Below are 25,447 nucleotides of genomic sequence, written 5' to 3' on the forward strand. Positions count from 1 at the left end.
CGCCAATCCCCCAAAAGGCAAAAAGCAGCCTTTCTTATCCAAAAGAGAGCGAACAAGTTTGTAATGGCTCCGCACGTTGCGCGCCAATAGGAGAAGAGCACTCCTATTGGCTTAAAACATAGCAACGGCTCCGCACATTACATTGCCAATCCCCCAAAAGGCAAAAAGCAGCCTTTTGGGGGATTGGCTTGTAGACATATTCTTGTTCTTACTGTAAAATTAGGATCAGGTACTAATAATAACCCAAAAGGTCGTGTGCTCGCGAAAGGGGATTGAGTAAGATGACAAAAGCAGGAATTTTAGGGATGGGAAGCTACATTGGAGAAGAGCTTGTCACAAATGCTGATTTTGAAAAGAAGATAGATACAAATGATGAATGGATTCGGACGAGAACTGGAATTGAAGAAAGACGTTTTGCGCCTAAAGATGTGGATAGCTCTGATATGGCTTACTTAGCAGCGAGAGATGCTTTGGAGCATGCTGAAATTTCGGCTGAGGATATTGACTTGATTTTGGTAGCAACGGTTACGCCGGATATGCCTTTTCCAACAGTGTCTACATTAATCCAACACCGACTAGGGGCCAAAAAGGCAGCTGCAATGGACATTAGTGCAGCCTGCGCGGGATTTATTTATGGCCTTGCAACGGGACAGCAATTTATTGAAAATGGTGCATACAAGAATATTCTTGTCGTTGGAGTGGAAAAATTATCAAAAATTACTGATTTTACTGATCGTAATACTGCCGTGTTATTTGGAGATGGTGCGGGGGCAGCAGTTCTAGGGCCGGTTTCTGAAGATAAAGGCATTCTAGCCTTTGAATTAGGTGCTGATGGCACGGGTGCCATGCATATAAACCAACAAGGTGAATACTTACAAATGAATGGCCGTGAGGTATTTAAATTTGCCGTTCGTCAAATGGGGGATTCATCACTACGAGTGCTTGAGAAAGCGGGCTTAACAAAAGAGGACTGTGATTTTCTTGTGCCGCACCAAGCAAATATTCGCATAATGGAAGCGGCTAGAGAACGATTGGACCTACCTGTAGAAAAGATGTCGAAAACTGTTCATAAATATGGAAATACCTCATCTGCCTCTATCCCTATGGCTATGGTAGATGAATTAAGAAGCGGGAAAATTAAAGATGGAGATCTTCTTGTTTTAGTAGGGTTTGGAGCTGGACTCGTTTGGGGCTCTGTTGCCATTAGATGGGGAAAATAACCATTACGTAAAGGAGAGAATTATTTTGGATAAAAGACGTGTTGTAATTACTGGAATGGGTGCGGTAACTCCGCTTGGTTTAGATGTTGAAACGACGTGGAACAATGCAATTGCTGGGAAGTCTGGCGTCGGTCCTTTAACTAGAGTTCCGGCTGAAGAGTTTCCGATGAAAGTCGCCGCTGAGATTAATGATTTTGATCCGGCTGCATTTATGGATAAAAAAGAAGCACGCAAAATGGATAGATTTACACAATTTGCCGTCGCTTCTTCACTAATGGCTTTAAAAGATGCTAATTTAGAAATTACAGAAGACATTGCTCCCCGAGTGGGGGTTTGGATTGGTTCTGGAATTGGTGGAATGGAAACATACGAACAAAATTTTCGTCAGTTTCTAGAAAAAGGACATCGTCGTGTTAGTCCATTTTTTGTACCAATGATGATTCCAGATATGGCGTCAGGGCAAGTTTCAATCACAACAGGAGCAAAAGGAATTAATTCGTGCTCAGTTACGGCTTGTGCATCTGGAACGAACTCAATTGGAGATGCCTTTAAAGTCATTCAACGTGGCGATGCTGATGTAATGATTACAGGTGGTTCCGAAGCACCAATTACAAATATGGCCGTTGCAGGCTTCTGCTCAGCAAAAGCTGTCTCTACAAGTACGGATCCTAAAACTGCCTCAAGACCATTTGATGCAAATCGTGATGGCTTTGTAATGGGAGAAGGTGCGGGGATTCTAATTCTTGAAAGTTTGGAATCTGCGAAAAAGCGTGGCGCAACCATTTATGCTGAAATAGTTGGTTACGGGGCAACTGGCGATGCGCACCATGTAACAGCACCGGCACCAGAAGGAGAAGGTGGTGCTAGAGCTATGAAGCAAGCCATTGAAGATGCTGGATTAAAACCAGATGACATTGATTATTTAAATGCTCATGGTACGAGCACCCCGTATAATGATAAATTTGAAACAATGGCAGCGAAATCCGTTTTTGGTGAGCATGCTTACAAGTTAGCTGTAAGTTCAACAAAATCAATGACTGGGCACTTATTAGGCGCAGCTGGTGCTGTCGAGGCGATTCTGTCTATTAAGGCAATTAATGAAGGGATCATTCCTCCAACAATTAATTATGAGACAAAAGACCCTGACTGTGATTTGGATTATGTACCAAATGAGGCGCGTAAACAGCCTGTACGAGCTGCATTAAGTAACTCATTAGGTTTTGGTGGACACAACGCTACACTTGTTTTTAAAGAATATACTGAATAAGATAAAGGCTAGACTACCTAAATTTCTGCATCTTAGGAATATAGGTAAGTCAGCCTTTTTTTAGTTTAGATGAGGTTCATCTTGATCTGTTTTAGCAAAAAAAGTCAGAAGTGCCTCGCGATTTGCCTCAATATCAATATCTAAGACGGCTCCAGCATGTTGGTAAGAAGCATCTGTAAAACTATTGTCAATGGGGATACGAATGGTTTCAATGGTATCAATAGGATTTAACACCACATCTCGTCCGAGGCTAAGCATTTTAGCTGTACGCATATTTGTATCGATATGTGGTTCCAGCACCCCTATAAGCTTGGGGATTTTTGTCACTCCGGATAGACTAAATAGTTCATCTTTTAAATGTTGGACAATCTCTTGTTGTCGTTTAACGCGACCGAAGTCATTTTCATAATCTTTTCGGAACCGAACGTATTTTAGAGTTTCTTCCCCGTCTAATTTTTGAGCCCCAGGAGTAAAGCTGATAGCATTATTTGGATCGATCATCTGTCGTTCTATGGTTACGTCGATTCCATTTGGAGCTATCGTATCAACCAATTTGATAAACCCGTCAAAGTTAGCAAGAGCATAATAATGGATATTTAGATTAAAGTTATGTTCGAGCGTTTGCTGGAGTAATTCCACGCCCCCAAATGCAAACGAAGCATTAATTTTATTTTTTGATCTTCCAGGTATTTCAACATAGGAATCACGCATAATCGATGCAATCTTGGTATCTCCATTTGTGGGATTATACTGAGCTATCATGATGGTATCTGTGCGTGCAATTTCATCTTTGGATGTATCCATTCCGACTAAAAGCACGTTAATGGGCTCATTATTTTCAGGTTCTTTTGCTTTGATGATTGTATTAGTACCTTCATTTTGGAAGTCCTTTGGTTTATTGCTTGTTGGTTTAACGATTTCTTGCTGAGTCTCTGCTTTTCCGGCCTCATACTGAGTAAATATGTACGTTGATACGGCACCAATAAGCAAGAGAAATGTGAGACTAGAAATGATAACAAGGTTTCGATAACGTCTTCGTTTTCTTATCTCCTTTAGACTTTTACGGGTGGACAATGGAAGCCCTCCTCATGTGATAATTATTGGTATGACATAGGATTAAACTTGATTGCAAACACTATACAATAATAATACTCTTGGATACTGAACGAAAACATAGTAATATTATTCGTTGGAAATGACTTTTTCATGAATGAAAATGTAAAATAATTCGTTTTGCAGGAGGGGGAAAAGGTTTAATGAATCATTTAGACCTATATAACAAAAAAAGAATGAATACGGCCGAAGAGGCAGTATTGCTTATAGAGTCGAACGAAGACATTATTGTTCCATTGGCAGTAGGAGAACCACCAGCATTAATGAGTGCTTTAGATTCTCATAAAACATTGAAGGGAAATCGTTTGTTTCAAATGCTGTCACTCAGACCCGTTATTGACGTCGAACCGTCAAAAATAAAATTGATCTCCATGTTTTTAAATAAAGACGAGCGGAGAGGTTTTTATGAAAAAGAACTTGACCTTCTCCCGAATCATTTTTCAGATGTACCAGCAATTCTTGAAGAAACGGCAAAAGAGATGGTAATAATGGCAACGGTTTCTCCTATGGATGATCATGGGTACTTTTCACTTGGTACAAATTGTGATTATATTTATCCTCTTCTTAATAAAGCGAAAAAAGTAATCGTTGAAGTGAATAAGGAAATGCCTTATACATTTGGAGAGAATCGCATTCACATTTCTGAAGTAGACGGTTTGGTTGAACATCATGCTACCTTACCTGTGACACCAGAAATTCCTTTAAGAGAAGAAGATAAAGTAATTGGCGAGACAGTTGCGAAGATGATTAACGATGGGGATACTCTTCAAATTGGTTTTGGTGCCATTCCGAATGCAATTATGAACTATTTAAAGAATCATAAGGATTTAACGATCTTTACTGAGATGATTCCTGATAAGGTCGTGGATTTATTTGACGCAGGAGCCATTACGAATTCAAATAATCCACTAAAAAAAGGAAGTATGACAGCGACGTTTGCTTTTGGTTCAAAAAAATTATATGACTTTATGCACAACAATGAGCAAGTTCAAATGTTCCCTGTGACCAAAACGAATGATAGTAGAATCATTGCGCAAATTGACCAACTAGTTACAATTAATGCTACGGTTGAAGTAGACTTTTTTGGTCAATGTAATTCTGAATCAATTGGGGGAAGATATTATTCTTCTACTGGAGGACAAGCAGATTTTGGTATTGGAGCAAGAATGGCAAATAATGGGAAAGGAATTATCTGTTTACATTCAACAGCAAAAAACGGCACAATATCAAAGATTGTACCTACTCTTGCAAAAGGGTCAGTTGTAACAACGTCCAAAAATGATGTTGATTATGTTGTTACTGAATACGGAGTCGCGAAATTAAGAGGGAAAACGATTCGGGAAAGAGTTGAGGCATTAATTCAAATTGCCCATCCAAACTTCCGTGATGAACTAACACTAGAGGCTGAGAAGATGGGATATCGTTAAGGCAGAATATAAATTGTCTCAAAATAAGGATTTTCCCGCGTCAAAAAGTATGCTCACTTCTAGAAGACCACTGAAAAGGGTACCATTTTCACCTTTTTCAGTGTCTCACTTGTAGAGCATCTTTTTTTCGGGGAGCTTAAATTGAGACAACCTCACCACTCATGATTGTCAGTCTTAGGTGTTCCTTTTATAAGTACCCGTATGAAATGTCATTGAAACCACTTTTTATACATTTATTTATATTTAGTGTTAAGCCATTGGAGTGCTTCGTTTTTTGTTTTGATTTCCTTTTCCAGTTGCAAACCTGTTAACTGCTGTAGAATTTGAGAAAAAACAGGGCCCGGTTTGATTCCATTTTTGATTAAATCAGATCCAGTTAGTAACGGTTTTATTTGTCTTCTTCTTTCAAAATAGGTTTTTATATGCTCATTATTTGATAGTTCTGTATAAATCAAAAGGGACTCGTCATCATAATGTACCAATTGCTGATGAATGACACTCATGGATGCAGGTTGCTCCAGGTTGATCTCTTCCAACATCTCAAGATGCTGCATGATTTGGTTGTGTCGAGCTGTTAATGCAAAGGGCTTCACTTTCCTTCTCCATCCTTCTAGAGGGTAAGATAATATTAGAAAGACAAAAAAAGGATCCGGGATTTTATTAAGTATATTATTTACCTTTATTATGTCCTCTTTCGTGGGACGACGTCCAAGTAACGTTGTCCATACATGAAGTTCATCAAGTAGCGTAATCGCTTTAACTATACAACCTTCATTAACAAGTAACTCAAATTCACGTAATAGACGCTTGGCACTAATTTGTTTTAACAAAGGTATGGCATCAATGGCAAGCGTGAATGTTTGCTCAGTAAGTTGATAATCAAAACGTAGGGCGAAACGAACCGCCCGGATGATTCGTGTAGGGTCTTCAATAAAACTTAGCGTATGCAGAATGCGGATGTTCTTATGTTGAAGATCATTCTGACCTTGAAAAAAGTCGAGAAGTGTTCCGAAACGACTTTTGTTCATTTGGATAGCCATCGCATTAATCGTAAAGTCACGTCTTCTTAAATCTTCACGAATATTAGAAGCGCGCACATTCGGTAAGGCGGCTGGAGCATCGTAATACTCTGTCCGACAAGTGACAATATCAATTTTTAAGCCTCCTGGGGTCTTCCATGTCGCTGTACCAAATTTTTCATGCGACTTAACTTGGCCCCCTAGCTGTTGTGACAAAATGTTCGCAAAAGCAATACCATCGCCTTCTATAACTAAATCAATATCTTCATTTGTTCGCTGCAAAATGAAATCACGAACAATCCCGCCGATTAAATAAATGTTTACGCCTTGTTTATCCGCAATCGTACCAATTTTGATCAGAAGTTGATAACAGTCTATTGGTAACTGTTTCTTCATCAGTTCAACAATAGACTGTTTGTTCAATAGGCTTGTTTGCTTATGTAATTGTTCAATAATATCAGTTCTAGATAAAATACCAATCATCTTGCTATTTGACAAAATAGGTATTCGTCCAATGTTATACTTCATCATTGTAGACTGGATTTCTTCTAATGATGCATGCGGAGAAAGTGTTATAGGCTGTGTAGACATATACCCTTTAACTGGGGCATGTCCAAGCCCATGATGAGTCGCTTTATCCACATCACGACGAGAAATGATTCCTACTAGTACTCCTTGATCATTTACCACCGGAAATCCAGTATGTCCATATTGGAACATCTGTTCAAGTACTTCATTAATGGTATCATACGGTGAAACAGACTTTACGGGGGAAGCCATAATGTCCTTAGCAAAAATGGCAGGTTTTATGATGATCGATAATGATTTTTGGACGGTGTCGATAACGTCGTCTAGCTCTTTTTTCTTTACAGTAGCTGACGCAGCTTGAGCATGTCCTCCACCACCGAGTTGCGCCATTAATTCCTTTAGATCAACGCGAGAAGAACTAGCTCTTGCAACTACATAAACATGATCCTTCATTTTAACGATAGAAATTGCCACATCTGAATCAGTTGATTCAAGTAACCTTCTTGTTACTGTAGCAAGGCCGCTCTGATAGGTTGACAGCTCGTGTGTTGATAGGAAAAGGGTAATTCCTGAATCATAGTATTCTTTACCGTTTGTTAAAAGTGTTTGAAAGAGCTGTCTATTTTCAATCGACAATGGCTGTTCGGAGAAATGATCAACTAACGTAATGTCCATATCGAACTTCTTTAAAAGGGATGCGATATAAAGATCTCTTTCTGTTGTTTGTGGATAGGTGAAATTTCCTGTATCAGTATATATTCCCAAACCAAATAGTGTTGCTTCAAAGGGCGTAATGAAGATCTGTTCTTTATGTAATTTCTCAGTTAAAAGTGTAACGGTTGCCCCAACTTGTTCAATATAACGTTCGCCCTCCATAATGTCACCTTCTTTTGGAGCATGGTGATCATAGATGATGATTTGTACATGTGGGGACAATTCTGATAATGGAATGCCCGTTCGTTCTAGGGATGCCACATCAACAAGAATTAACGTACGCACATGTTTCCAATTTACTTCTGTATAGGATGAATAGGCAAGTTCATCTCGATAAATAGCTAGATAGGATTTAACGGTTGGGTGCTGTTTATCAGTTAGAGCCACTTTTGCTCCAGGATAAAGTTTCTGTGCTGCTAGCATGGAAGCTAGACCATCGAAGTCTAGGTTTACATGAGAAACAATAATATCCATCTTTTTCCTCCTTTCTAAAAGTGAGTTATTCTATTTTAACAAATCTAACTATGAATTGATAACAAAAGAAGAAAGAAGCTAGTCAACCTTCTTCTTCGATCATTAATCCTTTTAAGTCTATAGGAGGCCCTTCATATTGGTTCAAATAGGTTGATTTTTTCGCTTTTGCTAGCGTTTGAAATTCTTTCATCATTAATGCTTTGAAATTCTTTACTTGTTGTAGAGTTACTGGTTTTGATTTAGCCAAATGAATGAGAAATTGTGTTTGATCAAACGATAGAAATGGAGAAGATGGTCCCGTTGTGATCCCAATCATCTTCAAGTCATATTTTTCATCTGAAACCAACTCGCAAATCGTAGGAAGGTGATTCGTTTTTGAAAGCTGATCAAAGGCTTCAATCGTTTTAATAGTTTGGTTGTATTTTTGGACGAGGTTCTTTAAATGTGTTAGGATTTCTTTACTAGTTTCGTCTAAATCATGCGCTGCGTGATAGAGTTCTTTTTCTGTCTTATAAAATTGTCGAAAGGTATCTCGAATTTGCTGTTTCGATTGGAAATATCGTTCATATGAAAGTAGATGGTTTTCATTTGGATGGCTCGTATGGTTCTTTGTATGTTTAGTTCTATCGATTGGTTGGACTTGATCCACACTCAAAACTTCAGTCATACGATTTACATAGGCAGCTTGTATACGCTCAGCTTTTGTTCGTGAAGCCCGAGAGATTCGAGTCATTACAGTCACCATCCTTTGATTGGTCTTTTAAAAGATACTATTAGTTTTATTCCGTGTGTAGCTTAAAAGTACCTGTTTATTATGAAAATTAATTGTTCAATAAAATAGAAAGGATGCTTAAATATGCAAATAAGAAAGCTAGAAAGTAAAGATGCGAACCTTTTTAGAGAAATAAGACTACAAGCATTAAAACAAGTGCCTGAAGCCTTTGCAGCAAGCTATGAAGAAGAATTTCAAGAAGGAATCAGTTTTTTTGAATCAAAGTTATTGAATAAAGAAGTGTTCTTCGGATTGTTTAAAGAAGAAGACAAATTAGTTGGCATTATAAGTCTTTCACGTTCCACACTATTGAAAATGCAACATAAGGCGGCAATTGGAAGTGTATTTATTACTAAAGAGGCAAGAGGGAAGGGATTTGGGAAAAAGCTATTTACTCATGTTATGGAAAAGGCCCAAGCAGAAGGGATAGAGCAATTACAACTCGTCGTGGCAGCGCATAATGATAAAGCAAAACAACTATATGAATCTTTAGGCTTCCAACTATTCGGATTGGAAAAAAGGGCCCTGAAGGTAAACGGGGAATATATAGATGAAGAGTATATGATGAAGATATTAAGATAACAAAAGAGGTCGAACCTAATGCGGTTCAACCTCTTTTCATATTTATTTTGCAAATACGTGATTACCAATACGAATGGTTTCTGTTCGTGTAGCATTCCAATGATTTGTTGCCGTTGCTGGATTATAGAAGAATAATGATCCCGAACCTTGTCCGCGAAATGCTAAGGCTTCATTAACAGCACGTATAGATTCATTGTCAGCAGCACGGGTAATACGACCATTTTGTACTGGTGAGAAAGCATAGTATCCATTAGATACTTCGTTGATGACACCTGTTACTGTATTAGGAAAATCTTTATGAGCAACACGATTCAATACTACGGTTGCAACTGCAACCTTTCCTGCGTATGGTTCACCTTCTGCTTCTGCACGAACTAATCGTGCTAGTAGGTCTTTCTCTGCTGTTGAAATAGAAGCAGGAATAGTTAATGTTTCTCCAACCATAAGCATAGAAGAATTCTTGTTGTTTGCTCGTTGGATGTCAGTAGCCGGAACGCCATATTGCTGTCCTAATTTATAAAAGGTATCTCCTGCAACAACCGAGTGTGTAACTGATTGTGCATGTGAATCGTTTCCTCCAATAAAGATAATGGCAGCTGCCGCGCAAATAGTAAACATGATTTTTTTCATAAGTTAAAGCCCTCCTTGGTAAATCGTACTCTACTAAACTAGCATAAAAATGGAGGAGAGGAAGTAGCTAACTTTTTCCAGTGAAAAATTGAGAGAACTTCGAGCTATGGTGCAGTAAGGAGCATGCTCTTTTTTTACAGTTATGTAACGAAATGTGGAGAAACTTGTATTGGATTATTTTGAAAGAATTATGTAGTAGAATTAATGATCGGAGTCTTATTATTGTCTTTTCTTTGCAGTTGTTAGGATCATCTTCCAATTTATCAAGGTTTATCCTATTACAATAACAGCGTCAATCTTTGTTATCTGTAATATTGATGTTAACCAGTTGTAATACGTTTAAGGTATACTAGTCTTTAGGAATCATTACTGATTGGAGGAACGTTGTGAAGATAACATCAATCATGACAAGCATCCTTTGTTTTGTTGTCATCCTATTCCAATTATTTGAAGGAAATCATAAAATAGCAGCTGCAAACGAGAACTTGTCATTATATAGCGAAACAGCGATTCTTATGGACGCTGAGACAAAAGAGATATTATACAATCAAGAAATGCACCAAAAAATGTATCCGGCAAGTATAACAAAGATTGTAACGGCTATTCTTGCAATTGAAGAAGGCAACCTTAATGATATTGTTACGGTAAGTAAGGAAGCTGTCAATGTCATTGGAACACGAGTTTATTTATTAGAGGATGAACAAGTACCTTTGTTAAAGCTAGTACAGGGCCTGCTAATTAATTCTGGTAATGATGCAGGAACTGCTATTGCAGAGCATATGTCTGGAAGTGAAGAGCTCTTTTCAAGAAAGATGAACCGTTTCGTTCGAGAAGTTATTGGAGTAGAGGATACGTATTTTACCAATCCTCATGGTCTGTTTGATGAGAACCATGTCACTACAGCATATGATATGGCAATGATTACGCAATATGCGATGCAAAATGAAACATTTCGTGAGATTGTTGGGACAAAAGAGATGGAGTGGGTAGGAGAAGGATGGGAAACAGTAATCTATAATCATAATCGCTTACTATGGAATTATGATGGAGCAACAGGCGTGAAAAATGGTTTTGTCCGCAATTCAGGCTATACTCTTGTTACTACTGCAAAGAGGAACGGAATGGAGCTAATTGCCGTTACATTAAACGCTCCTTCTGCTGATCATGCCTATAGTGACATGACTACATTGTTTGATTACGGTTTTGATCATTATCAAACCAATGTTGTGTTTAGCAATAAGGTGTTTGAGTCAGAAGCGGGTGAGCGTTTTGAATTGGATGAAGATCTTTATTTTCTTTCTAACCGAGATGAGGAGATCTCTGTAGACATTAATTCTCTTGGGCGACTATGGGTGAGAGGGGAAGACGATCGCATCATTAAAACAACGATGTTACATTCAAAAGAGAATCTAAATGAGGAAGATACTAGTGAAATAGTTGAAGAAGAAACAAACTCATCATTTCTTCTTCAAATACTATCTCAAATTCGATCTAAGCTCTTGTTTTAATAAGACATTTTAAAAAGGACAAAGTAGGGCGCCTGTTATGAGTAGATTCTCATAACAGGCGCCCAAGTTCATTGATCGAGACTTATATGTTCAAGTTAGTCTCTACATTTTTTTTAGATGGACCGCTTCTACTCGATGCCCGGCTCCTTTTTTTAGGATAAGGTCGGCTCTATGGCGAGTAGGGCGAATGTTTTTTTCAAGATTGATGGCGTTAATTGTTGTCCAAATGTCTTTAGCGATATCATAAGCTTGGGTATCACTTAAATGACGATAACGGTGAAAGAACGACTCTGATTGTTGAAATGCCGTATTTCTAAGCAATTTGAATCGTTCAATATACCAAGAGCGGATATCCTCTTCCTCCGCATCGACATAAATAGAATAGTCAAAGAAATCGGAGACGAACACTTGAGGAATTCGTCTGTCTTTTTTGTTTACTTGTAATACATTAATTCCTTCAACAATGACGACATCTGGCTCAATGATTTTTTGAACAGTATCCTCTAATATATCGTAAGTTAAATGGGAATACATGGGTGCTTCGATGTAAGCGTAACCAGATTTCAGTTCGTATAGAAAACGGATTAATCGACCAATGTCATAGCTCTCAGGAAATCCTTTTCGTTTCATAAGTCCACGCTCTTCTAGCACGGCATTAGGATATAAAAATCCGTCTGTAGTGATTAAATCTACTTTGGGTGAATTTGGCCAGCGTGAAGCGAGTGCTTGAATGAGTCGTGCTGTCGTACTTTTTCCAACCGATACGCTTCCGGCAACTCCAATAACAAAAGGAACTTTCTTTGTTTTTTTCTGTAAGAAATTACTAACATTTTCGTGTAAGTTAACAGAATGAGTCATATGCATATAAAGCAGCTGTGATAATGGAAGGTAAATATCATTAACCTCATCTGCAGAAATGGTCTCATCAATTCCCCCAAGCTTTTCACGTTCAAGGGCAGATAAAATTTCAGTAGTAGACTGAGACAATTTTGCCCATTCAGCACGGCTAAATTGGGTGTAGGCAGATAAAGGTACAGATTTATTTAATGTAGCCATAATGTTCTCCTTTTATTGTTTATAATTAAAAGGTGATAAAGATGAAAAGTATCTTTTTGTATAGTAACACTATTTTAGATGGAAAGGGGAATTTTTCACTCATAATTTTCAAGATTGAGTTATAATTAAGCAAAAGTTGTGTAGCGAAAGGATAGAAAAAGGGATGAAAGTAATTATCGCAGAGAAGCCGGACCAAGGAGCGAAGTTAGCTGCACCTTATCAATCCGTAAAAAAGGCAGGGTATATTGAAATAAAAAAAACAGCTCAGTTCCCAAAAGGCGCCTATATTACATGGGCAGTCGGCCACTTATGTGAACTTGTTCCACCCCAATCCTACGATGAAAAATGGAAGTCATGGAAGCTAGATACATTACCTATTGTACCTACACGGTTTTTGCATCAGGTATCAAAAGGCAAATGGAAGCAATTTCAAGTAATAAAAAAATTGGTCCAACAGTCGAATGTTTCTGAGATCATCATGGCAGGGGATGCTGGACGTGAAGGGGAATTGATCGTTCGATTAATTATTGAGCAATGTAGTGTCCAAAAGCCTTTAAAGCGTCTTTGGCTGTCTTCTCTTACAAAAAAAGCAGTGGAGGAAGGCTTTCGCACACTGAAAACAGAGGAACAAACAAGACCTTTGTATTATGAAGCATTAAGTAGATCATGTGCAGATTGGCTCGTTGGAATGAATGCATCAAGAGTTTACACTCTTCTGTTACAAAAAGAAGGAATCTCAGATGTTTTTTCAACAGGAAGAGTTCAAACTCCGACCTTAGCACTTATAGTAAAGAGGGAAAAAGAGATTGAAGCCTTTCAACCTGAACCATTTTGGGAAGTTTCAGCTACATTTGCTATAGGAGAAAAAGAATTCAAAGGTGTGTGGCACAAAGATGGGAAGACGCGTATAATAACGGCAGAAATGGCAGAGAAAATTTCCTTGTTCTGTAAAGGAAAGCAGGCTACGATTCTCGATGTAAAGCAGGAAGAAAAAAAGTATAAGCCGCCTTTTTTATTTACTCTATCAAGTTTGCAAACCATTGCCAATCAACGTTTTCGTTATTCACCGAAAAAAACACTCGATATTGCGCAAAAACTCTATGTGAAAGGTTTTATCTCATATCCGCGTACAGATTCTCCTTTTGTTACAAAGGGAGAAGCATTCACGTTTCCGACCATTCTTGAGAGATTATCAATGAAGCAGGAATATTCATCGTATTTTCCTCTCCCTGTTGCATCCATAATGGGCAATCCACGTTTTGTGAATGACCAGAAAGTAACTGACCATTATGCGATCATTCCAACTGAACAAGTACCTAACCTGGAAAAACTAACACAAGAAGAAATGCATATTTATGATCTAGTAGTGCGCTCACTTCTTGCAGCTCACCAAGAGGATGCCATTGTGAACACGACAACAGTTGAAACACTCGTAGATAAGCGTGCGACGTTTGTCTCAAAAGGGAAAATTGTGAAACAGTTAGGTTGGAGAAAAATCATTCAGACTAAACGAGAAAAAGATCAAGAACTTCCTGACCTTGAAATAGGTGAAACTGGTCAAGTGAAAAAAATTGAGACGAAAGAATCAGTTACACAACCACCTAAAAGATATACTGAGGGTCAACTTATTAATGTCATGAAAACCGCTGGGAAACAATTGACTGATACAGAACTTGAAAAAGTATTAATGGAATCACAAGGCTTGGGGACTGAAGCAACAAGAGCAGGAATTATTTCCATTTTAAAAGACAGGGGGTATATGACGGTAACCGAAAACACCGTTTACCCAACTGAAAAAGGTCGGTTGTTAATTGAAGCATTAGGATCTAGTCTTTTGACATCCGCAGAGATGACGGCTAAGTGGGAACAACGTTTACGTGAGATTGGAAAAGGAGAGGCATCACCTGCACTCTTTATGGAACAAACTAAAAAGCTGGTTACTCATCTACTAGATGAAGCAAGTAGGCAGGCGGCGTCATGGGATTTTTCAAATTATGACACTGCGTCTATGCAAAAGAAACCAAAGAGAGGTAAACGTCGGTCTACGTCACTAGGTAAATGTCCGGAATGTGGGGGAGTGATACTCGATAAAGGGACGTTTTTTGGTTGTAGTCAATTTCATTCACAGCAGTGTCGTTTTACAATTTCTAAGGTCATTCTTGGTAAAAAAATCAGGCAAAAAGATGTGAAAGCTTTATTAAAAGATGGTAAGACCGAGACGATCGAAGGATTTATAAAAGAAGATAAATCATTCAAAGCAACCCTTGTTTGGGATAAAACAGAAAAGAAAATAACGTTTCAGTTTTAACGTTCAAATTTTGAAAAGAGATAGCTAGGATAGAGTCTAACGTGTCCTAGCTATCTTTTTTTAAAAGTGATGAAAGAAAATCTCCAACTGGAACATCACGGACTTGATCAATGAGTTTATCTAATTCTGATTTCTTTTGAACTGTAAGTGACCCTTCAAGCAATACTTGAATCGTTTTATCCTTATCAACAAGAATGGATTGAACACTTAATGCATTTGTTAAAATTGCTGTTATCACAGCGATTTGATTGGGAGTTAATTTAGCTTGAGGATCTACTTCTTTCCTCTGTCGCTTTTGTGGCTGTTGTGGATGTTGCTGTTGCTGATATTGCTGCTGCTGATATTGATAAGGGTTTTGATAGTAAGGTGGTCCATTACGAAACATCCCAAACCCTCCCTATAAGTAGATTAATCAAATAAAAGTAACGGACTAGCTGGATCGTCCGGACTAAATGTTTCCCCGTTACCTGTGAATTTTCCGGTTGTGAAACTAATAAATAGTAAAAGAACAACAGCGAAAAGTATCTTTGCTCTTAGGCTTTCGTCCATAGTGCCACCCTCTTTTTCTTTCATGTTTCTTTATCGTATTCGGTTTGAAGTCATTATGTTCTTCTTTTACGGCTCCGTTTTTAAAGTCATATTTTTTCGTAGAAAAGGCAGAAGTTGGTTCATTTTAGACAAACTCTTCATATAGTGGTTATGAGGAGGGTGTCATCAAATGGGGGTTGTGAGAACGGACAAGTGGTTATATCACTACAATAATAGGTGGATGAACGCAACGACAATGGAAGAAAAAGTGGAATGTCAACGTGATGTAATCATTAGACCGCTATGTAATATCTTTTCAACTGATGATATTCTAGGGCTTCATCAGTATCTCATTCGGATGGGGTTATTTCTACCAGATCAATCGATAAATTTAGAATATGAAAAATGGAGCGAGTCGTTACCATGGTTCATTATTCAGGATCAATTTTTAAAGCTGAAGAAAAAGTGGAATGGACCAGATGCCAAAATATATATATTGCCTATGAATCAAAAAGATCCATTTTTAAGAACAGAGCTAGGTGGTAAAACAGGGTTATCTTTAGACAATGCAATTGTTCTTTTTATTGATTCGACTACAACGAAGGAAGATTTACAAGCATTAATAACTCATGAATACAACCATATATGTCGTCTGAGCAGAATGAATCAATCAGAGGAATCAGTGACCTTTCTAGAATCCATGATCATGGAGGGATTGGCTGAATTTGCTGTAAAAGAGGAACTTGGAAAGAGCGCATGTGCTTCTTGGACCACACGATATGATCATGTTTCAATCGGTCCGTGGTTTGAAAGGTGGGTGCGGCCCCACTTATGGAAGGAAGGGAGACAAAATTATCTCTCTTATCTATATGGAAACAAAGAACTAGGGATCCCGTTATGGTTAGGGTATTATACAGGCTATAAAATGGTCCAATCAGCTACGAATGAAACAGACACGACAATACAATTATTACCTTTATCTGCTGATGCGTTTCTTGATCGATCTTTGTTCAAAACTTGAGGGGTGAGAAAAATGGTCGTTTGTTGTGATAGCTCATGATTAGATTGTTTTTTGTTCTAGTTGGGTTTTCATTCGCGGTAATAGGTGGCGTAACAATATTGGCCTATTTGAATTTGTTAATAACAGGATATACGTCGTTAATGTATGTTCAGTTTCTACTGCACAGGATTGAATTTTATTTTTTCATATTTGGGGTAGTGATCATTATTGTCTCCATGACGTTTCCGATGAAAAGAAGTAAAAAACAAAAAAAATCATAGAACAAATTGGAATGAATTGAGAGAGTGTGGAATAAACTGGTTCTCCCCTGCCTATACTGTTGATACAAAACGAATTACAGTAAGGGGGGTTTTTTATGGTCCATATCCGGGACGTATGGGTCAATTGGTTCGAAGGGGAGGAAAATGGATATAACGTCTGTGATTTTCATGAATGGCGAAGTGATGACAGAATTGAAGTATTAGATCAAGCCATTTTAGTGTATGTTACAACGAATCTATTCCATTTTATTGAAAATGACCTATCTGATTTGCCAGAAGAATTATTAGCGGAAGTACATCAACAGAGTTACCTCAGAAAAAATATGTCACGAATCCAATTAGATTATTGTTTTATTGCAACTGATGGTGAAAGGATTATCGCAATTGATACAATGGGGTACAAAACTCCTATAAGAAAAAGTCGTCTTACCCCAAGACAAGAGCAATTGGTATATGAACAATTAAAACAAAATGTACTGAAACAATTTGACTTACCTCAAGCTGTAGAAAAACAATATCATATTCTTTCCCCGAATCCAGAAGATCTATGGGGATTGACGAGAAAAGAGCGTCAACTAAAACAGTTATTGTATATGGCACTTGATCAACTTTATTCAACTGGAACTGATGCAGAAGTAAGGTATTGGTATACAGAATGGAGTCCGAATGACTATGTTCGAATTCAAATGCTTAATCGGGATGAAGCGTGGGAGCAGCTTTATTCAGAAATACGTCAAGGCTGGACTGAAAGACACCATCAATTATGTGAAGCGTTAGTTAGAGGGCAAGCCTTCTTTGAAAAGCTTTGGGAACTTGAACATGGGACAAGCGTTAAATAATGAACGGTTTGTGAACAAGTATAGAGCGAATCGTAATAAGCATACTAATGCCTAAGAATTAGCCTGATTTGGCTTTTTCTTAGGCATTTACAATGTATTAGATCTCTCCTATAATAAATAAAGAAATGTTAATAGGCATGAGGAGGGGACAGAATGGATAACTTCGCATACACAGTCATGCAAATTCTTACGGTTGTATTACTAGTTGGAACTCTTGGGCTTTCATTTTTCGTTGGGAAAATTATGAAGAAAAATAGTGGTTATTAATTAACCATCAGAACGAAGGCTAATCGGAATGAAAAAACGAAGGACAAGAAGTAGTTGTCCTTCGTTTTTTTATTACTTTCTTTTTTTACGTCCTAATCCCATTGCGCGTTCTGCTTTTTCAATCATTCTAGAGGCTACATGGTTTGCTTTATTTGCTCCGTGATCAAGGATGTCATCAAGCTCATCAGAGTCGATTAATTCATAGTAGCGCTGTTGAATTGGGCGCAACGTTTCGACAACGACTTCAGCTAAATCAGATTTGAAATCCCCGTACCCTTTTCCAGCATACCGTTCTTCAATTGATTCAATTGACTCACCTGAACAAAGGGAATAAATAGAAAGTAAATTAGAGACGGCTGGCTTTTCATCGCGGTCAAAACGGATGCTGCCTTCTGTATCCGTAACGGCGCTTTTAATCTTTTTTGTAATGGTTTTCTCATCGTCAAGCATGGATATATAGCTTTTCGGATTGGGATTGGATTTGCTCATTTTCTTCGCTGGGTCGTTTAACGACATGATTCGTGCACCGACTTTAGGAATACGAACTTCTGGAATGGTGAAAATGTCGTTGTACTTTTTGTTAAAGCGTTCAGCTAAGTCACGAGTAAGTTCAAGATGCTGCTTTTGATCTTCACCAACAGGAACGATATCAGTCTTGTATAAAAGAATATCGGCAGCCATTAATGGTGGATATGTAAGCAATGCCGATGAAACGGCTTCCTTCCCATCTGATTTGTCTTTAAATTGAGTCATGCGTTCAAGTTCACCTATGTAAGATACACATTGCATTAACCATCCAAGCTGTGCGTGTGCAGGGACTTCTGATTGTATAAATAATGTTGCCTTCTCGTGGTCAATGCCAACAGCTAAGTAAAGGGCTGCTAGACTTCTAATATTTTCACGTAATTTTAAACGATCTTGAGGAACTGTGATCGCATGTTGATCTACAATACAAAAGTAACAATTATAATCATTTTGCATCTCGACAAAATGCTTCATGGCTCCTAAATAATTTCCAAGTGTAAGCGTACCACTTGGTTGAATTCCAGAGAATACGGTTTTCATTCTTGTCAATCCTTCCATTATCAATTGTTATACATCAAATCATATCAGATTGTTTCCAAAAAACATAGGCACATACTTTATGTAAAAAGACACTTTTTTCATACGGCAGATGTGAATGTTCTGCAAGAAAAAGTAAACACTAACTTTATCGTATTTCGTATCTGGTTCAAGGAAGTGAGGTTCGCTTATGAGTCAAATTACAATTTTTTCGGCATCAATCGGAAATGGACATAACGAAGCTTCAAAAGCTTTGAAAGAGCAATTTGAACAGCAAGGCGAAACGGTGACGATTATTGATACATTTCATTCCATTCATCCTTTGCTACACAAAACTTTTTTAGAGTTGTATTTACGGATGATTGAGAAGACCCCAAGACTTTGGGGGAGACTTTATCGATATAGTGAAGATTATTCATGGTTTTTAATACTAGATCAATTAGGTACATTTTTTTGTGAGAAGTTGCATTCAATTATCATGAAGCAAAGAACCAGTGTAATGATTTCAACGCATCCGTTTGTTACGGCATTTTTAGCAAAGTTAAAGAAAAAGAAAAATTTGACGTTGCCACTTTACACAGTTATTACAGATCTATACTTACATCCTGCCTATGTTCGACCAGAAATAGATGGGTATTTCACCGCTTCACCTCATATCGATCATTTTGCGAAAGAGCATAATTTACCTCTTGAGCAATTGTTTTGCACAGGAATTCCCATTAAGGAAATTCCAGATATCAATATACCAAGGTGGAAGTTACGCAATGATTTGAAGTTGCAACCAGATGAGAAAACCATTCTTATCTCTGGTGGTGGATTAGGCTTAGGCAAGTATGAAGAAATTATTCGATCATTAGAAAATGTCCAAGAGACTATTCAAATCTTATGTATGACAGGCATTAATAGTGAATTGGAGGAAAAAATCCGCCGATGTAGCACCAAACATAGGATACACATTATTTCCTATACGAATCAATTCACCAATTATTTACGAGCGAGCGATCTTGTTATTTCAAAAGCAGGTGGATTAACTGTTTCAGAAGCTCTTGCTTGTGAAACCCCGATATTAATTTACCAGCCAGTGCCAGGGCATGAAGAAGATAATGCTCAATTTTTAGTGAATTTTGGAACAGCTGTAAAAGCAGAGCAAATTGAAGAAATTTCAAACCATGTCGAGGAAATGATCTTTAATGAAAAGACGTATCAGCAGTTTGTTTTCAATGCAAGAAAATTAAAAAAGCCAGATGCGGCAAGACACATTGCATATGTCATTAAACAGTTAATTCGGACTAAACAAGTATTATAAAGGATGAAAAAAAACTGACCCAAGAAGACAGACAGGGGTCAGTTGGTAGTCATCCTTTTTTGTGTTAAGACATGGGGACTTGTCGTTTGATTTTTCCTTCAATTCGATTGAAAATATTTTCTAGAGAAGGTCCGGTAATGGTTAATCCATGGTTTTTCAATCCAATGATTGCTTCTGCTGGATTATCAGACTCACGAATAAGGGAAGCGACGGTTTCTGCAAGCTCAATGGTTCCACAAGGATAGTTAATTTCAGTAGCTTGAATTCCATCCATCCACGCATGAATATGAACAATGGCACCAACATCAGGATGTTCTTTATAAATCATCCAGTGTTCAATGGCATCGACAGAAGCGCGCTTTGGGGTCACATTCGGTGGGATGCTAACCTCTATGTGATTTTCTTTATCATTGTATCCTTTAATATATAATATATCGCGCCCGATTTCTTTCATATTTGCTTTGTTAATTCCGCTCGCGCTCATCCAAAAATGTTCTTCATCACTTCTAGCACTTAAATTTCCATAACTTAAGCCACCAAGCCCGTAGAGTTTGTTTAAATGTCTCATATCTCTTTCGCTTAAGTACTTATCCAAAGGAAAAGGAGCAGGAAGTAAGTCCATCTCATCCAATTTTTTTCCTGATTGACTTAGTTCAATCGTGACACGATCCCCCTGCCAAAGTGGTTTTGGCAGATCTTCAGAAAACTGATTATCAATAACAAGTCTTGAGCAAGTGAGAGGTTGTAGACGATTGTATATTTTATCAAAAAACAACTGCTCATCGTCGCCTTCATGATATGAAATGGAATAACATCCTTGTTCAGGAGTTAGGAAATGAATATCTGTCTTACCTGAGCGATGATTAATATACATAAAGTGATTCGCAAGTGAGCGAATCAGAAAAGGGTACACTTCTGTGAATAAGTCATATGGTTTGCCTGTACTTTCTAGGACGGCAACGACAAACGTTGCTTGTGCTTTTCTTCTAAAAGGCTTAATCTCATCTTCTGAGACAAAATGAAAGACGAGTTGTAATGGGTCATCTGGATTGTCCGTATACGTAAATTCATTTTTTGAAAATGTAGAAACGAGCCCTTTTGAAAGCTTTTGTAAAAATGGACTGGTAGGATTTGAACTAAGCATAAAATTTTTCATGTCTAACCTCCAACAGTAGTTTGATCATGATTGAAGACAACTTTCAATGCATTTTCTTGCTTTCGTTTCGTGATGGTGTTGAAAGCTACCTTATAGTCGTGTAGAGGGTATTGATGTGTAATAAGAGGTGATAGATCTACTTTTCCTCTTTTCATCAGCTCTATCGCAATTTGAAGAGTGTTCATCCTTTGTCCCTCAAACTCATTTGTACTATAAGCGAAGCACCCTTTTATCGTTAATTCATTGAGCCATACGGTTGTCCAATCAACTTGTTTCATAATACTAGCCAAACCAAGGAGTACGACCTTTCCTCCACTTTCAGTAAAACGGAGTGCATCTGTTATACTTTTTTTCTTGCCTACACATTCATAGACGATGTTCGCTCCTCCTTGGACAATTTCAGGTCCGAGTAACGGTTTTAATGTTTCGGCACCAAGAGCATTAGCTGTATTTTCTACATAAGAACCATCTAAATAAATCACTTCATCTGCACCAAATGCCCTGGCCATTTCACCTTGAAAGGAATGTTTGACCAAAATAGTGACATGGCATGAATAGTCAAGGGCCTTAATGGCAGCAACAACGGAAAGTCCGATAACTCCTGCACCAATGATTAAGACGCGATCGCCTCCTTTTGGAGGGTTTCTCAAAACAGCGTGGAGGGCACAACTAAATGGTTCTACTAATACCCCATTTAGATCATCGACTGCATCAGGTAAGGGGAGAATCTGGCTTTTATGTGCTACAAAATAGGGACTCCAACTTCCGCCTGTGTCTTTACACGCTCCTATTAGTAAACCGGATTCAATGGAACCTTTCGTTTTCTGTTCACACAAACTTTCATCTCCACGTTCGCATGCTGGGCATGGATGTAATCCTCGACTTTCACATGAAAGCACAGGGTTCACCACAACTCGTTGCAACCATATGTATTACTTTCTTGTCAATCGAACATCAGGCAAAGGGCGTTCGGTAAAAGTATGGAATGAAATAGAAGCGATATTAAAAGAAAAAAATGTAGAGTACCAAGTCGTCATTACAGAGAGTAAGGATGAAGGTCTTGCGTTTATTATGTTTGCTAACCATTGCTTCATACATATGCCTCCTTAAATAGAAGATACTGTACAAATAATATGCACAAAAATGTATGAAAAGATGTAAGAGATCGTAGAAAAAGGTCGTTTTTACCTTTGTACGGTCTCGAAGTGTTGATTGAGGCCACAGCCTGTAGGAGTGGGCATTCTTAAAAATAAATTAGCTAATGGCTCTAGATGATTTGAGTAGCCAAAGGGAAGGGATGGAGCCTGAACTCAAGAGTCCCCACATATTTGGGTAGTCAAAGGGAAGGGTGACGCCCGAACTTGCGAGTCCCCACATAGTTGGGTAGCCAAAGGGAAGGGTGACGCCCGAACTTGCGAGTCCCCATATATTTGGGTAGCCAAAGGGAAGGGATGACGCTCGAACTTGCGAGTCCCCACATAGTTGGGTAGCCAAAGGGAAGGGATGACGCCCGAACTTGCGAGTCCCCACATAGTTGGGTAGCCAAAGGAGCCAGATGGTTCCTGAACTCCAGGGGGTCACCGTATTTGGGTAGTCAAAGCTGAGTTTTTCTACTCCGCCTTTGCTTGATCTTTTTTTCTTCGCTCAAGCAATCGTAAAATCCACAACACTACATTCACTATCACGATAATATAGAAAATCCACGTCACAGTTGAGTCGTTATGATAGGACATGTAGACAAACACAACAAGAACGACTATCGCAAATATTTGCATTAGTTGAATTTTGGACAAAGCATTCCCCTCATTTCGCATGATTTTATAGAATTGGACATACGCTACATTATAGCAATCTTGAATTAGAACGAAAAGAGGCGTGATGGATGAAAACGAAACAAGCATTGTACAGAAGTGTGTTGATTGTCCTTTTATGTGGTGTTGGCTTTATGTATAGCCAATCTGAAAGTGTCTATCAACAAGTTGAAGAGTCAGTTGCTGCATCGGTTCAAAGAGGAGTTCAAGTCGGACAAGAAGCTCTTCCGTTTGAATTAACTACATTAAGTGGGGAAGAAATTGCTCTAGGTGACTACCTCGGAAAGCCAGTAGTGGTGAATTTCTTTGCAACATGGTGTCATCCTTGCCAAGAAGAAATGCCCATCATTTTGGAGATGGAAAAAAGGCTAAAAGAAAAAGGGGCGGTTTTTTTAGCGATTAACATGACGAGTCAGGAAAGGAGCAAAGAAGAGATAAGACCATTTCTTCAACATTACCGAGCAACTTTTGATCCATTGTTAGATGTAGAGGGAGAGGTAATGAAAAAATATCAAATCATTGGAATTCCAACAACGATTGTCATTGACGAACAAGGAATGATTGTTCAAAGGATTAATGGAGGATTAACCTATGACTTGATGGAAGACCTCGTCATTCTCCGTTAATGAAACAGAAAATAGAAAGAAGGTTACACAAAAAAATTGTGTAACCTTTCTTTTATTGAATGAATATTAAGTAAGATGAGATGAAGTAAAGAATCACTAAGATGACTGAAGGGAGTGCATAACGAATGGAGGACTCTCTAGGTTTACGAACGAGCGCATATAAAATGACGACTGAAAGAATGCCGACGGCTGCTGCTGTTATTTGATGAACCTCCGAAACCGCTGCAATGATGGAACCTTGACGATAAAAGACATCTGATGCTCCTAAAATTAAAATGTTAAATAAATTACTCCCCAAAATTGACCCAATTGCTAAATTATAATTTCGCAGTTGCAGAGCAACTAAAACGGCAATTGCTTCTGGTAAAGAGGTTGTTGCTGCAATAAGAAAACTCCCGACAAAACTAGCACCTAATCCTGTAATAACAGCAATTTGATCTCCTGTTACCGTTAAAAGAGTTCCTGCTCCCATTATGACAAGGGCTGCAATGACAAAACCGATAATGGCTCTTTTCAGTGGAATCGCTGATAAATTATATTCTTCAGGTTCTGCTACAGGTTCTTCTGGATACTTTTTTGATAAGTAAGAAATGACCCATATACCTAAGAAGTAAACGGTCATAAGAATCCAGACATCTACCCCGATTTCAAGGAACGAATAATCAATTTTAATGGTAAGAGCGAGCAATGAAACAATGGCTAAGAGTAAACCAATACTTGCTGTATAAATATGTGATTTGCCGGCATTTTTAAAAATTTGTTGTTTACGATAATATAAATCAAAACTGGCAATAATTAATAGATTAAACATGTTGCTACCAAACACATTCCCTACAGCGATATCCGGACTGTCTAACAAAATAGCAGAGACACTTGTTGTCACTTCAGGAAGTGAAGTTGCCCCTGCAAGAAAAATCGTTCCAACAACCATTCCTCCAAGAGAAGTTTTTTCCCCAATCGTATCTGCATAAGTAGATAATTTTATTGCTGCAAAGACGGTAATGGCGGCTGCCAAAATAAACCCCAAGAAAACCATAAATAAATTCCCCCTAAAAATTTTGACACAAAAAAGACCCTTTTATGAGAGTCTGCCCGAAAATGCAGTTTCTCATAAAAAGGTCTTGCGTACTTTGAAAGTGAAATGTAAGCTTCAAAGCTCAATGAACCGAGTGAATTCATCACTGTCATGACGACTCATTGACCATATTGGTCGCTACTCCCCTTTTTAGGGTATATAATTGTGCTGGATTTAATGTAGCATGAAAGTTGAATACACGTCAATCATTTTTTCTTGCAGCTTATTCACTCATACCTGTGGTGTAAAAGTTGACTCAAGTCTTCGTTAGTGCTGTAGTGAGAGTGAGTTAACTTTTACATTGAGCGCTCTATATAGTCTTCTTTTGATTGGGATTCTATTTTTTTGTCAAGCAAGCTTAACATACGTCTAGCACGGCGGTCAGATATTGTCCGGTAATGATGCTCTCCACCTGGTTCTTCATCTGCTTCATCTGCCAAAGCAACAACATGCTGGAGAGGGTTTAGCTCAAGATAGCCATTTGGTAAATAAGAATCGGTATGAAGCAAAATAGCTAACGCAATTTCTTTCGCTGTACGAGGATGCTCCCCTAAACGAATAAGTAGCTTGTGCGCGCGTTCTGAACCTTTTATGGCATGGATGTCATTTTCTTTGTATAGATTATAATCCCACTTGCCGTCTCGATACCAAGTATAATGTCCAATATCGTGAAGGAATGCAGCCTTAGTCGCACGATCGGGATCCACTCCGTGCTCTATGGCTAAATGATAGGCATGGTAAGCACAGGCAACTGCATGGGCCATTCCTGACCTTTTAACATATTTTTGTGTAATTGGGTGATCGAACAATTGAACTAATGTAACATGTCTCATATAACATTCCTCCTCTTCTTAGTTGTGTAAATAATCTGTCAATAA

General features: G+C 38.2%; 25 protein-coding genes. 12 read left to right on the top strand and 13 right to left on the bottom strand.

Going from position 1 to position 25,447, the window contains the following annotated elements; genetic code table 11:
- Nucleotides 1-281: 281 nt before the first annotated feature.
- Both LQ50_RS17685 and fabF read left to right on the top strand, forming a co-directional pair.
- Nucleotides 282-1,220: a beta-ketoacyl-ACP synthase III gene (locus LQ50_RS17685; protein ID WP_034631789.1), complete on the top strand. Its 939-nt coding sequence runs from the start codon at nucleotides 282-284 to the stop codon at nucleotides 1,218-1,220.
- Between the two features lie 25 nt (nucleotides 1,221-1,245).
- Nucleotides 1,246-2,487, top strand: a complete 1,242-nt coding sequence (gene fabF / locus LQ50_RS17690; protein WP_202595389.1) for a beta-ketoacyl-ACP synthase II — start codon at nucleotides 1,246-1,248, stop codon at nucleotides 2,485-2,487.
- A gap of 60 nt (nucleotides 2,488-2,547) precedes the next feature.
- Here fabF and LQ50_RS17695 read toward each other — a convergent pair whose 3' ends face one another.
- Entirely contained in the window at nucleotides 2,548-3,561 is a 1,014-nt protein-coding gene (locus LQ50_RS17695; RefSeq protein ID WP_034631791.1) for an LCP family protein, read from the bottom strand.
- 182 nt (nucleotides 3,562-3,743) lie between these two features.
- Between LQ50_RS17695 and LQ50_RS17700 the strand changes: the two genes are divergently transcribed.
- Nucleotides 3,744-5,027: an acetyl-CoA hydrolase/transferase family protein gene (locus LQ50_RS17700; protein WP_034631793.1), complete on the top strand. Its 1,284-nt coding sequence runs from the start codon at nucleotides 3,744-3,746 to the stop codon at nucleotides 5,025-5,027.
- 233 nt (nucleotides 5,028-5,260) lie between these two features.
- Here LQ50_RS17700 and LQ50_RS17705 read toward each other — a convergent pair whose 3' ends face one another.
- Nucleotides 5,261-7,762, bottom strand: coding sequence for a CBS domain-containing protein (locus tag LQ50_RS17705; RefSeq protein WP_052144836.1), 2,502 nt, complete (start codon nucleotides 7,760-7,762; stop codon nucleotides 5,261-5,263).
- A gap of 82 nt (nucleotides 7,763-7,844) precedes the next feature.
- Nucleotides 7,845-8,495, bottom strand: coding sequence for a hypothetical protein (locus LQ50_RS17710; RefSeq protein WP_034631795.1), 651 nt, complete (start codon nucleotides 8,493-8,495; stop codon nucleotides 7,845-7,847).
- Nucleotides 8,496-8,618: 123 nt separating this feature from the next.
- Between LQ50_RS17710 and LQ50_RS17715 the strand changes: the two genes are divergently transcribed.
- Nucleotides 8,619-9,116, top strand: a complete 498-nt coding sequence (locus tag LQ50_RS17715; RefSeq protein WP_034631797.1) for a GNAT family N-acetyltransferase — start codon at nucleotides 8,619-8,621, stop codon at nucleotides 9,114-9,116.
- Nucleotides 9,117-9,158: 42 nt separating this feature from the next.
- On the opposite strand, the gene LQ50_RS17720 is transcribed toward LQ50_RS17715, so the two are convergent.
- Nucleotides 9,159-9,746 (bottom strand): cell wall hydrolase, encoded by a 588-nt coding sequence (locus LQ50_RS17720; RefSeq protein WP_034631799.1) that lies wholly within the window; start codon nucleotides 9,744-9,746, stop codon nucleotides 9,159-9,161.
- Nucleotides 9,747-10,132: 386 nt separating this feature from the next.
- On the opposite strand from LQ50_RS17720, the gene LQ50_RS17725 reads away from it, so the two are divergent.
- Nucleotides 10,133-11,254, top strand: a complete 1,122-nt coding sequence (locus LQ50_RS17725) for a D-alanyl-D-alanine carboxypeptidase family protein (protein ID WP_052144837.1) — start codon at nucleotides 10,133-10,135, stop codon at nucleotides 11,252-11,254.
- A gap of 102 nt (nucleotides 11,255-11,356) precedes the next feature.
- Here LQ50_RS17725 and coaA read toward each other — a convergent pair whose 3' ends face one another.
- Nucleotides 11,357-12,310 carry a type I pantothenate kinase gene (coaA, locus tag LQ50_RS17730; protein ID WP_034631801.1) on the bottom strand — a complete coding sequence of 318 codons (954 nt, stop codon included), beginning with the start codon at nucleotides 12,308-12,310 and terminating at the stop codon, nucleotides 11,357-11,359.
- Between the two features lie 163 nt (nucleotides 12,311-12,473).
- Here coaA and LQ50_RS17735 point away from each other — a divergent pair, with 163 nt between their 5' ends.
- Nucleotides 12,474-14,618, top strand: a complete 2,145-nt coding sequence (locus tag LQ50_RS17735; RefSeq protein WP_034631803.1) for a DNA topoisomerase III — start codon at nucleotides 12,474-12,476, stop codon at nucleotides 14,616-14,618.
- A 46-nt stretch (nucleotides 14,619-14,664) separates the two neighbouring features.
- Here LQ50_RS17735 and LQ50_RS17740 read toward each other — a convergent pair whose 3' ends face one another.
- Both LQ50_RS17740 and LQ50_RS25520 read right to left on the bottom strand, forming a co-directional pair.
- The gene (locus LQ50_RS17740; RefSeq protein WP_052144838.1) at nucleotides 14,665-15,003 is read right to left on the bottom strand and encodes a hypothetical protein; all 339 of its coding nucleotides are present in this window, start codon (nucleotides 15,001-15,003) and stop codon (nucleotides 14,665-14,667) included.
- Nucleotides 15,004-15,026: 23 nt separating this feature from the next.
- Complete coding sequence (locus tag LQ50_RS25520; protein ID WP_161784698.1) at nucleotides 15,027-15,167, bottom strand: hypothetical protein; 141 nt, start codon at nucleotides 15,165-15,167, stop codon at nucleotides 15,027-15,029.
- A gap of 169 nt (nucleotides 15,168-15,336) precedes the next feature.
- Between LQ50_RS25520 and LQ50_RS17745 the strand changes: the two genes are divergently transcribed.
- The 3 genes from LQ50_RS17745 (at nucleotide 15,337) to LQ50_RS17755 (ending at nucleotide 17,266) form a co-directional block, all read left to right on the top strand.
- Nucleotides 15,337-16,167, top strand: coding sequence for a DUF2268 domain-containing putative Zn-dependent protease (locus tag LQ50_RS17745; RefSeq protein ID WP_034631805.1), 831 nt, complete (start codon nucleotides 15,337-15,339; stop codon nucleotides 16,165-16,167).
- Nucleotides 16,168-16,202: 35 nt separating this feature from the next.
- Entirely contained in the window at nucleotides 16,203-16,427 is a 225-nt protein-coding gene (locus LQ50_RS26620; protein ID WP_034631807.1) for a YuzI family membrane protein, read from the top strand.
- A gap of 95 nt (nucleotides 16,428-16,522) precedes the next feature.
- Nucleotides 16,523-17,266 (top strand): YjbA family protein, encoded by a 744-nt coding sequence (locus tag LQ50_RS17755; protein WP_034631809.1) that lies wholly within the window; start codon nucleotides 16,523-16,525, stop codon nucleotides 17,264-17,266.
- 339 nt (nucleotides 17,267-17,605) lie between these two features.
- Here LQ50_RS17755 and trpS read toward each other — a convergent pair whose 3' ends face one another.
- Nucleotides 17,606-18,598 carry a tryptophan--tRNA ligase gene (trpS, locus tag LQ50_RS17760; RefSeq protein ID WP_034631811.1) on the bottom strand — a complete coding sequence of 331 codons (993 nt, stop codon included), beginning with the start codon at nucleotides 18,596-18,598 and terminating at the stop codon, nucleotides 17,606-17,608.
- A 187-nt stretch (nucleotides 18,599-18,785) separates the two neighbouring features.
- Here trpS and LQ50_RS17765 point away from each other — a divergent pair, with 187 nt between their 5' ends.
- Entirely contained in the window at nucleotides 18,786-19,901 is a 1,116-nt protein-coding gene (locus LQ50_RS17765; RefSeq protein ID WP_034631812.1) for an MGDG synthase family glycosyltransferase, read from the top strand.
- 64 nt (nucleotides 19,902-19,965) lie between these two features.
- Here the strand turns inward: LQ50_RS17765 and LQ50_RS17770 are convergent, their stop codons facing one another.
- On the bottom strand, nucleotides 19,966-21,057 hold the full coding sequence (locus tag LQ50_RS17770) for a class II aldolase/adducin family protein (protein WP_034631814.1): 1,092 nt from the start codon (nucleotides 21,055-21,057) through the stop codon (nucleotides 19,966-19,968).
- A gap of 2 nt (nucleotides 21,058-21,059) precedes the next feature.
- Nucleotides 21,060-21,893 carry a zinc-dependent alcohol dehydrogenase gene (locus tag LQ50_RS17775; protein WP_052144839.1) on the bottom strand — a complete coding sequence of 278 codons (834 nt, stop codon included), beginning with the start codon at nucleotides 21,891-21,893 and terminating at the stop codon, nucleotides 21,060-21,062.
- A gap of 91 nt (nucleotides 21,894-21,984) precedes the next feature.
- Here LQ50_RS17775 and LQ50_RS26545 point away from each other — a divergent pair, with 91 nt between their 5' ends.
- Nucleotides 21,985-22,167: a diacylglycerol kinase family protein gene (locus tag LQ50_RS26545; protein ID WP_034631817.1), complete on the top strand. Its 183-nt coding sequence runs from the start codon at nucleotides 21,985-21,987 to the stop codon at nucleotides 22,165-22,167.
- A gap of 500 nt (nucleotides 22,168-22,667) precedes the next feature.
- On the opposite strand, the gene LQ50_RS17785 is transcribed toward LQ50_RS26545, so the two are convergent.
- Complete coding sequence (locus tag LQ50_RS17785; RefSeq protein WP_034631819.1) at nucleotides 22,668-22,850, bottom strand: hypothetical protein; 183 nt, start codon at nucleotides 22,848-22,850, stop codon at nucleotides 22,668-22,670.
- 89 nt (nucleotides 22,851-22,939) lie between these two features.
- Here LQ50_RS17785 and LQ50_RS17790 point away from each other — a divergent pair, with 89 nt between their 5' ends.
- Nucleotides 22,940-23,494 carry a TlpA disulfide reductase family protein gene (locus LQ50_RS17790; protein ID WP_034631821.1) on the top strand — a complete coding sequence of 185 codons (555 nt, stop codon included), beginning with the start codon at nucleotides 22,940-22,942 and terminating at the stop codon, nucleotides 23,492-23,494.
- 52 nt (nucleotides 23,495-23,546) lie between these two features.
- On the opposite strand, the gene LQ50_RS17795 is transcribed toward LQ50_RS17790, so the two are convergent.
- Both LQ50_RS17795 and LQ50_RS17800 read right to left on the bottom strand, forming a co-directional pair.
- On the bottom strand, nucleotides 23,547-24,530 hold the full coding sequence (locus LQ50_RS17795) for a sodium:calcium antiporter (protein ID WP_034631822.1): 984 nt from the start codon (nucleotides 24,528-24,530) through the stop codon (nucleotides 23,547-23,549).
- Between the two features lie 335 nt (nucleotides 24,531-24,865).
- Nucleotides 24,866-25,402: an HD domain-containing protein gene (locus LQ50_RS17800; protein ID WP_034631823.1), complete on the bottom strand. Its 537-nt coding sequence runs from the start codon at nucleotides 25,400-25,402 to the stop codon at nucleotides 24,866-24,868.
- Nucleotides 25,403-25,447: the final 45 nt, after the last annotated feature.

The organism is Halalkalibacter okhensis (assembly GCF_000787375.1).
In the GTDB taxonomy this organism is placed as follows: Bacteria; Bacillota; Bacilli; order Bacillales; family Bacillaceae_D; genus Halalkalibacter; species Halalkalibacter okhensis.

Bases quoted from the DNA above. Each gene is read 5' to 3' on its own strand.
- LQ50_RS17710 (WP_034631795.1), bottom strand. From the start codon at position 8,495: ATGACTCGAATCTCTCGGGCTTCACGAACAAAAGCTGAGCGTATACAA.
- LQ50_RS17720 (WP_034631799.1), bottom strand. From the start codon at position 9,746: ATGAAAAAAATCATGTTTACTATTTGCGCGGCAGCTGCCATTATCTTT.
- LQ50_RS26545 (WP_034631817.1), top strand. From the start codon at position 21,985: ATGTATTACTTTCTTGTCAATCGAACATCAGGCAAAGGGCGTTCGGTA.
- LQ50_RS17755 (WP_034631809.1), top strand. From the start codon at position 16,523: ATGGTCCATATCCGGGACGTATGGGTCAATTGGTTCGAAGGGGAGGAA.
- LQ50_RS17795 (WP_034631822.1), bottom strand. From the start codon at position 24,530: ATGGTTTTCTTGGGGTTTATTTTGGCAGCCGCCATTACCGTCTTTGCA.
- LQ50_RS17740 (WP_052144838.1), bottom strand. From the start codon at position 15,003: ATGTTTCGTAATGGACCACCTTACTATCAAAACCCTTATCAATATCAG.
- LQ50_RS26620 (WP_034631807.1), top strand. From the start codon at position 16,203: ATGATTAGATTGTTTTTTGTTCTAGTTGGGTTTTCATTCGCGGTAATA.
- LQ50_RS17745 (WP_034631805.1), top strand. From the start codon at position 15,337: ATGGGGGTTGTGAGAACGGACAAGTGGTTATATCACTACAATAATAGG.
- LQ50_RS17705 (WP_052144836.1), bottom strand. From the start codon at position 7,762: ATGGATATTATTGTTTCTCATGTAAACCTAGACTTCGATGGTCTAGCT.
- LQ50_RS17800 (WP_034631823.1), bottom strand. From the start codon at position 25,402: ATGAGACATGTTACATTAGTTCAATTGTTCGATCACCCAATTACACAA.
- LQ50_RS17790 (WP_034631821.1), top strand. From the start codon at position 22,940: ATGAAAACGAAACAAGCATTGTACAGAAGTGTGTTGATTGTCCTTTTA.
- LQ50_RS17735 (WP_034631803.1), top strand. From the start codon at position 12,474: ATGAAAGTAATTATCGCAGAGAAGCCGGACCAAGGAGCGAAGTTAGCT.
- LQ50_RS25520 (WP_161784698.1), bottom strand. From the start codon at position 15,167: ATGGACGAAAGCCTAAGAGCAAAGATACTTTTCGCTGTTGTTCTTTTA.
- LQ50_RS17700 (WP_034631793.1), top strand. From the start codon at position 3,744: ATGAATCATTTAGACCTATATAACAAAAAAAGAATGAATACGGCCGAA.
- LQ50_RS17770 (WP_034631814.1), bottom strand. From the start codon at position 21,057: ATGAAAAATTTTATGCTTAGTTCAAATCCTACCAGTCCATTTTTACAA.
- trpS (WP_034631811.1), bottom strand. From the start codon at position 18,598: ATGAAAACCGTATTCTCTGGAATTCAACCAAGTGGTACGCTTACACTT.
- coaA (WP_034631801.1), bottom strand. From the start codon at position 12,310: ATGGCTACATTAAATAAATCTGTACCTTTATCTGCCTACACCCAATTT.
- LQ50_RS17685 (WP_034631789.1), top strand. From the start codon at position 282: ATGACAAAAGCAGGAATTTTAGGGATGGGAAGCTACATTGGAGAAGAG.
- LQ50_RS17715 (WP_034631797.1), top strand. From the start codon at position 8,619: ATGCAAATAAGAAAGCTAGAAAGTAAAGATGCGAACCTTTTTAGAGAA.
- LQ50_RS17765 (WP_034631812.1), top strand. From the start codon at position 18,786: ATGAGTCAAATTACAATTTTTTCGGCATCAATCGGAAATGGACATAAC.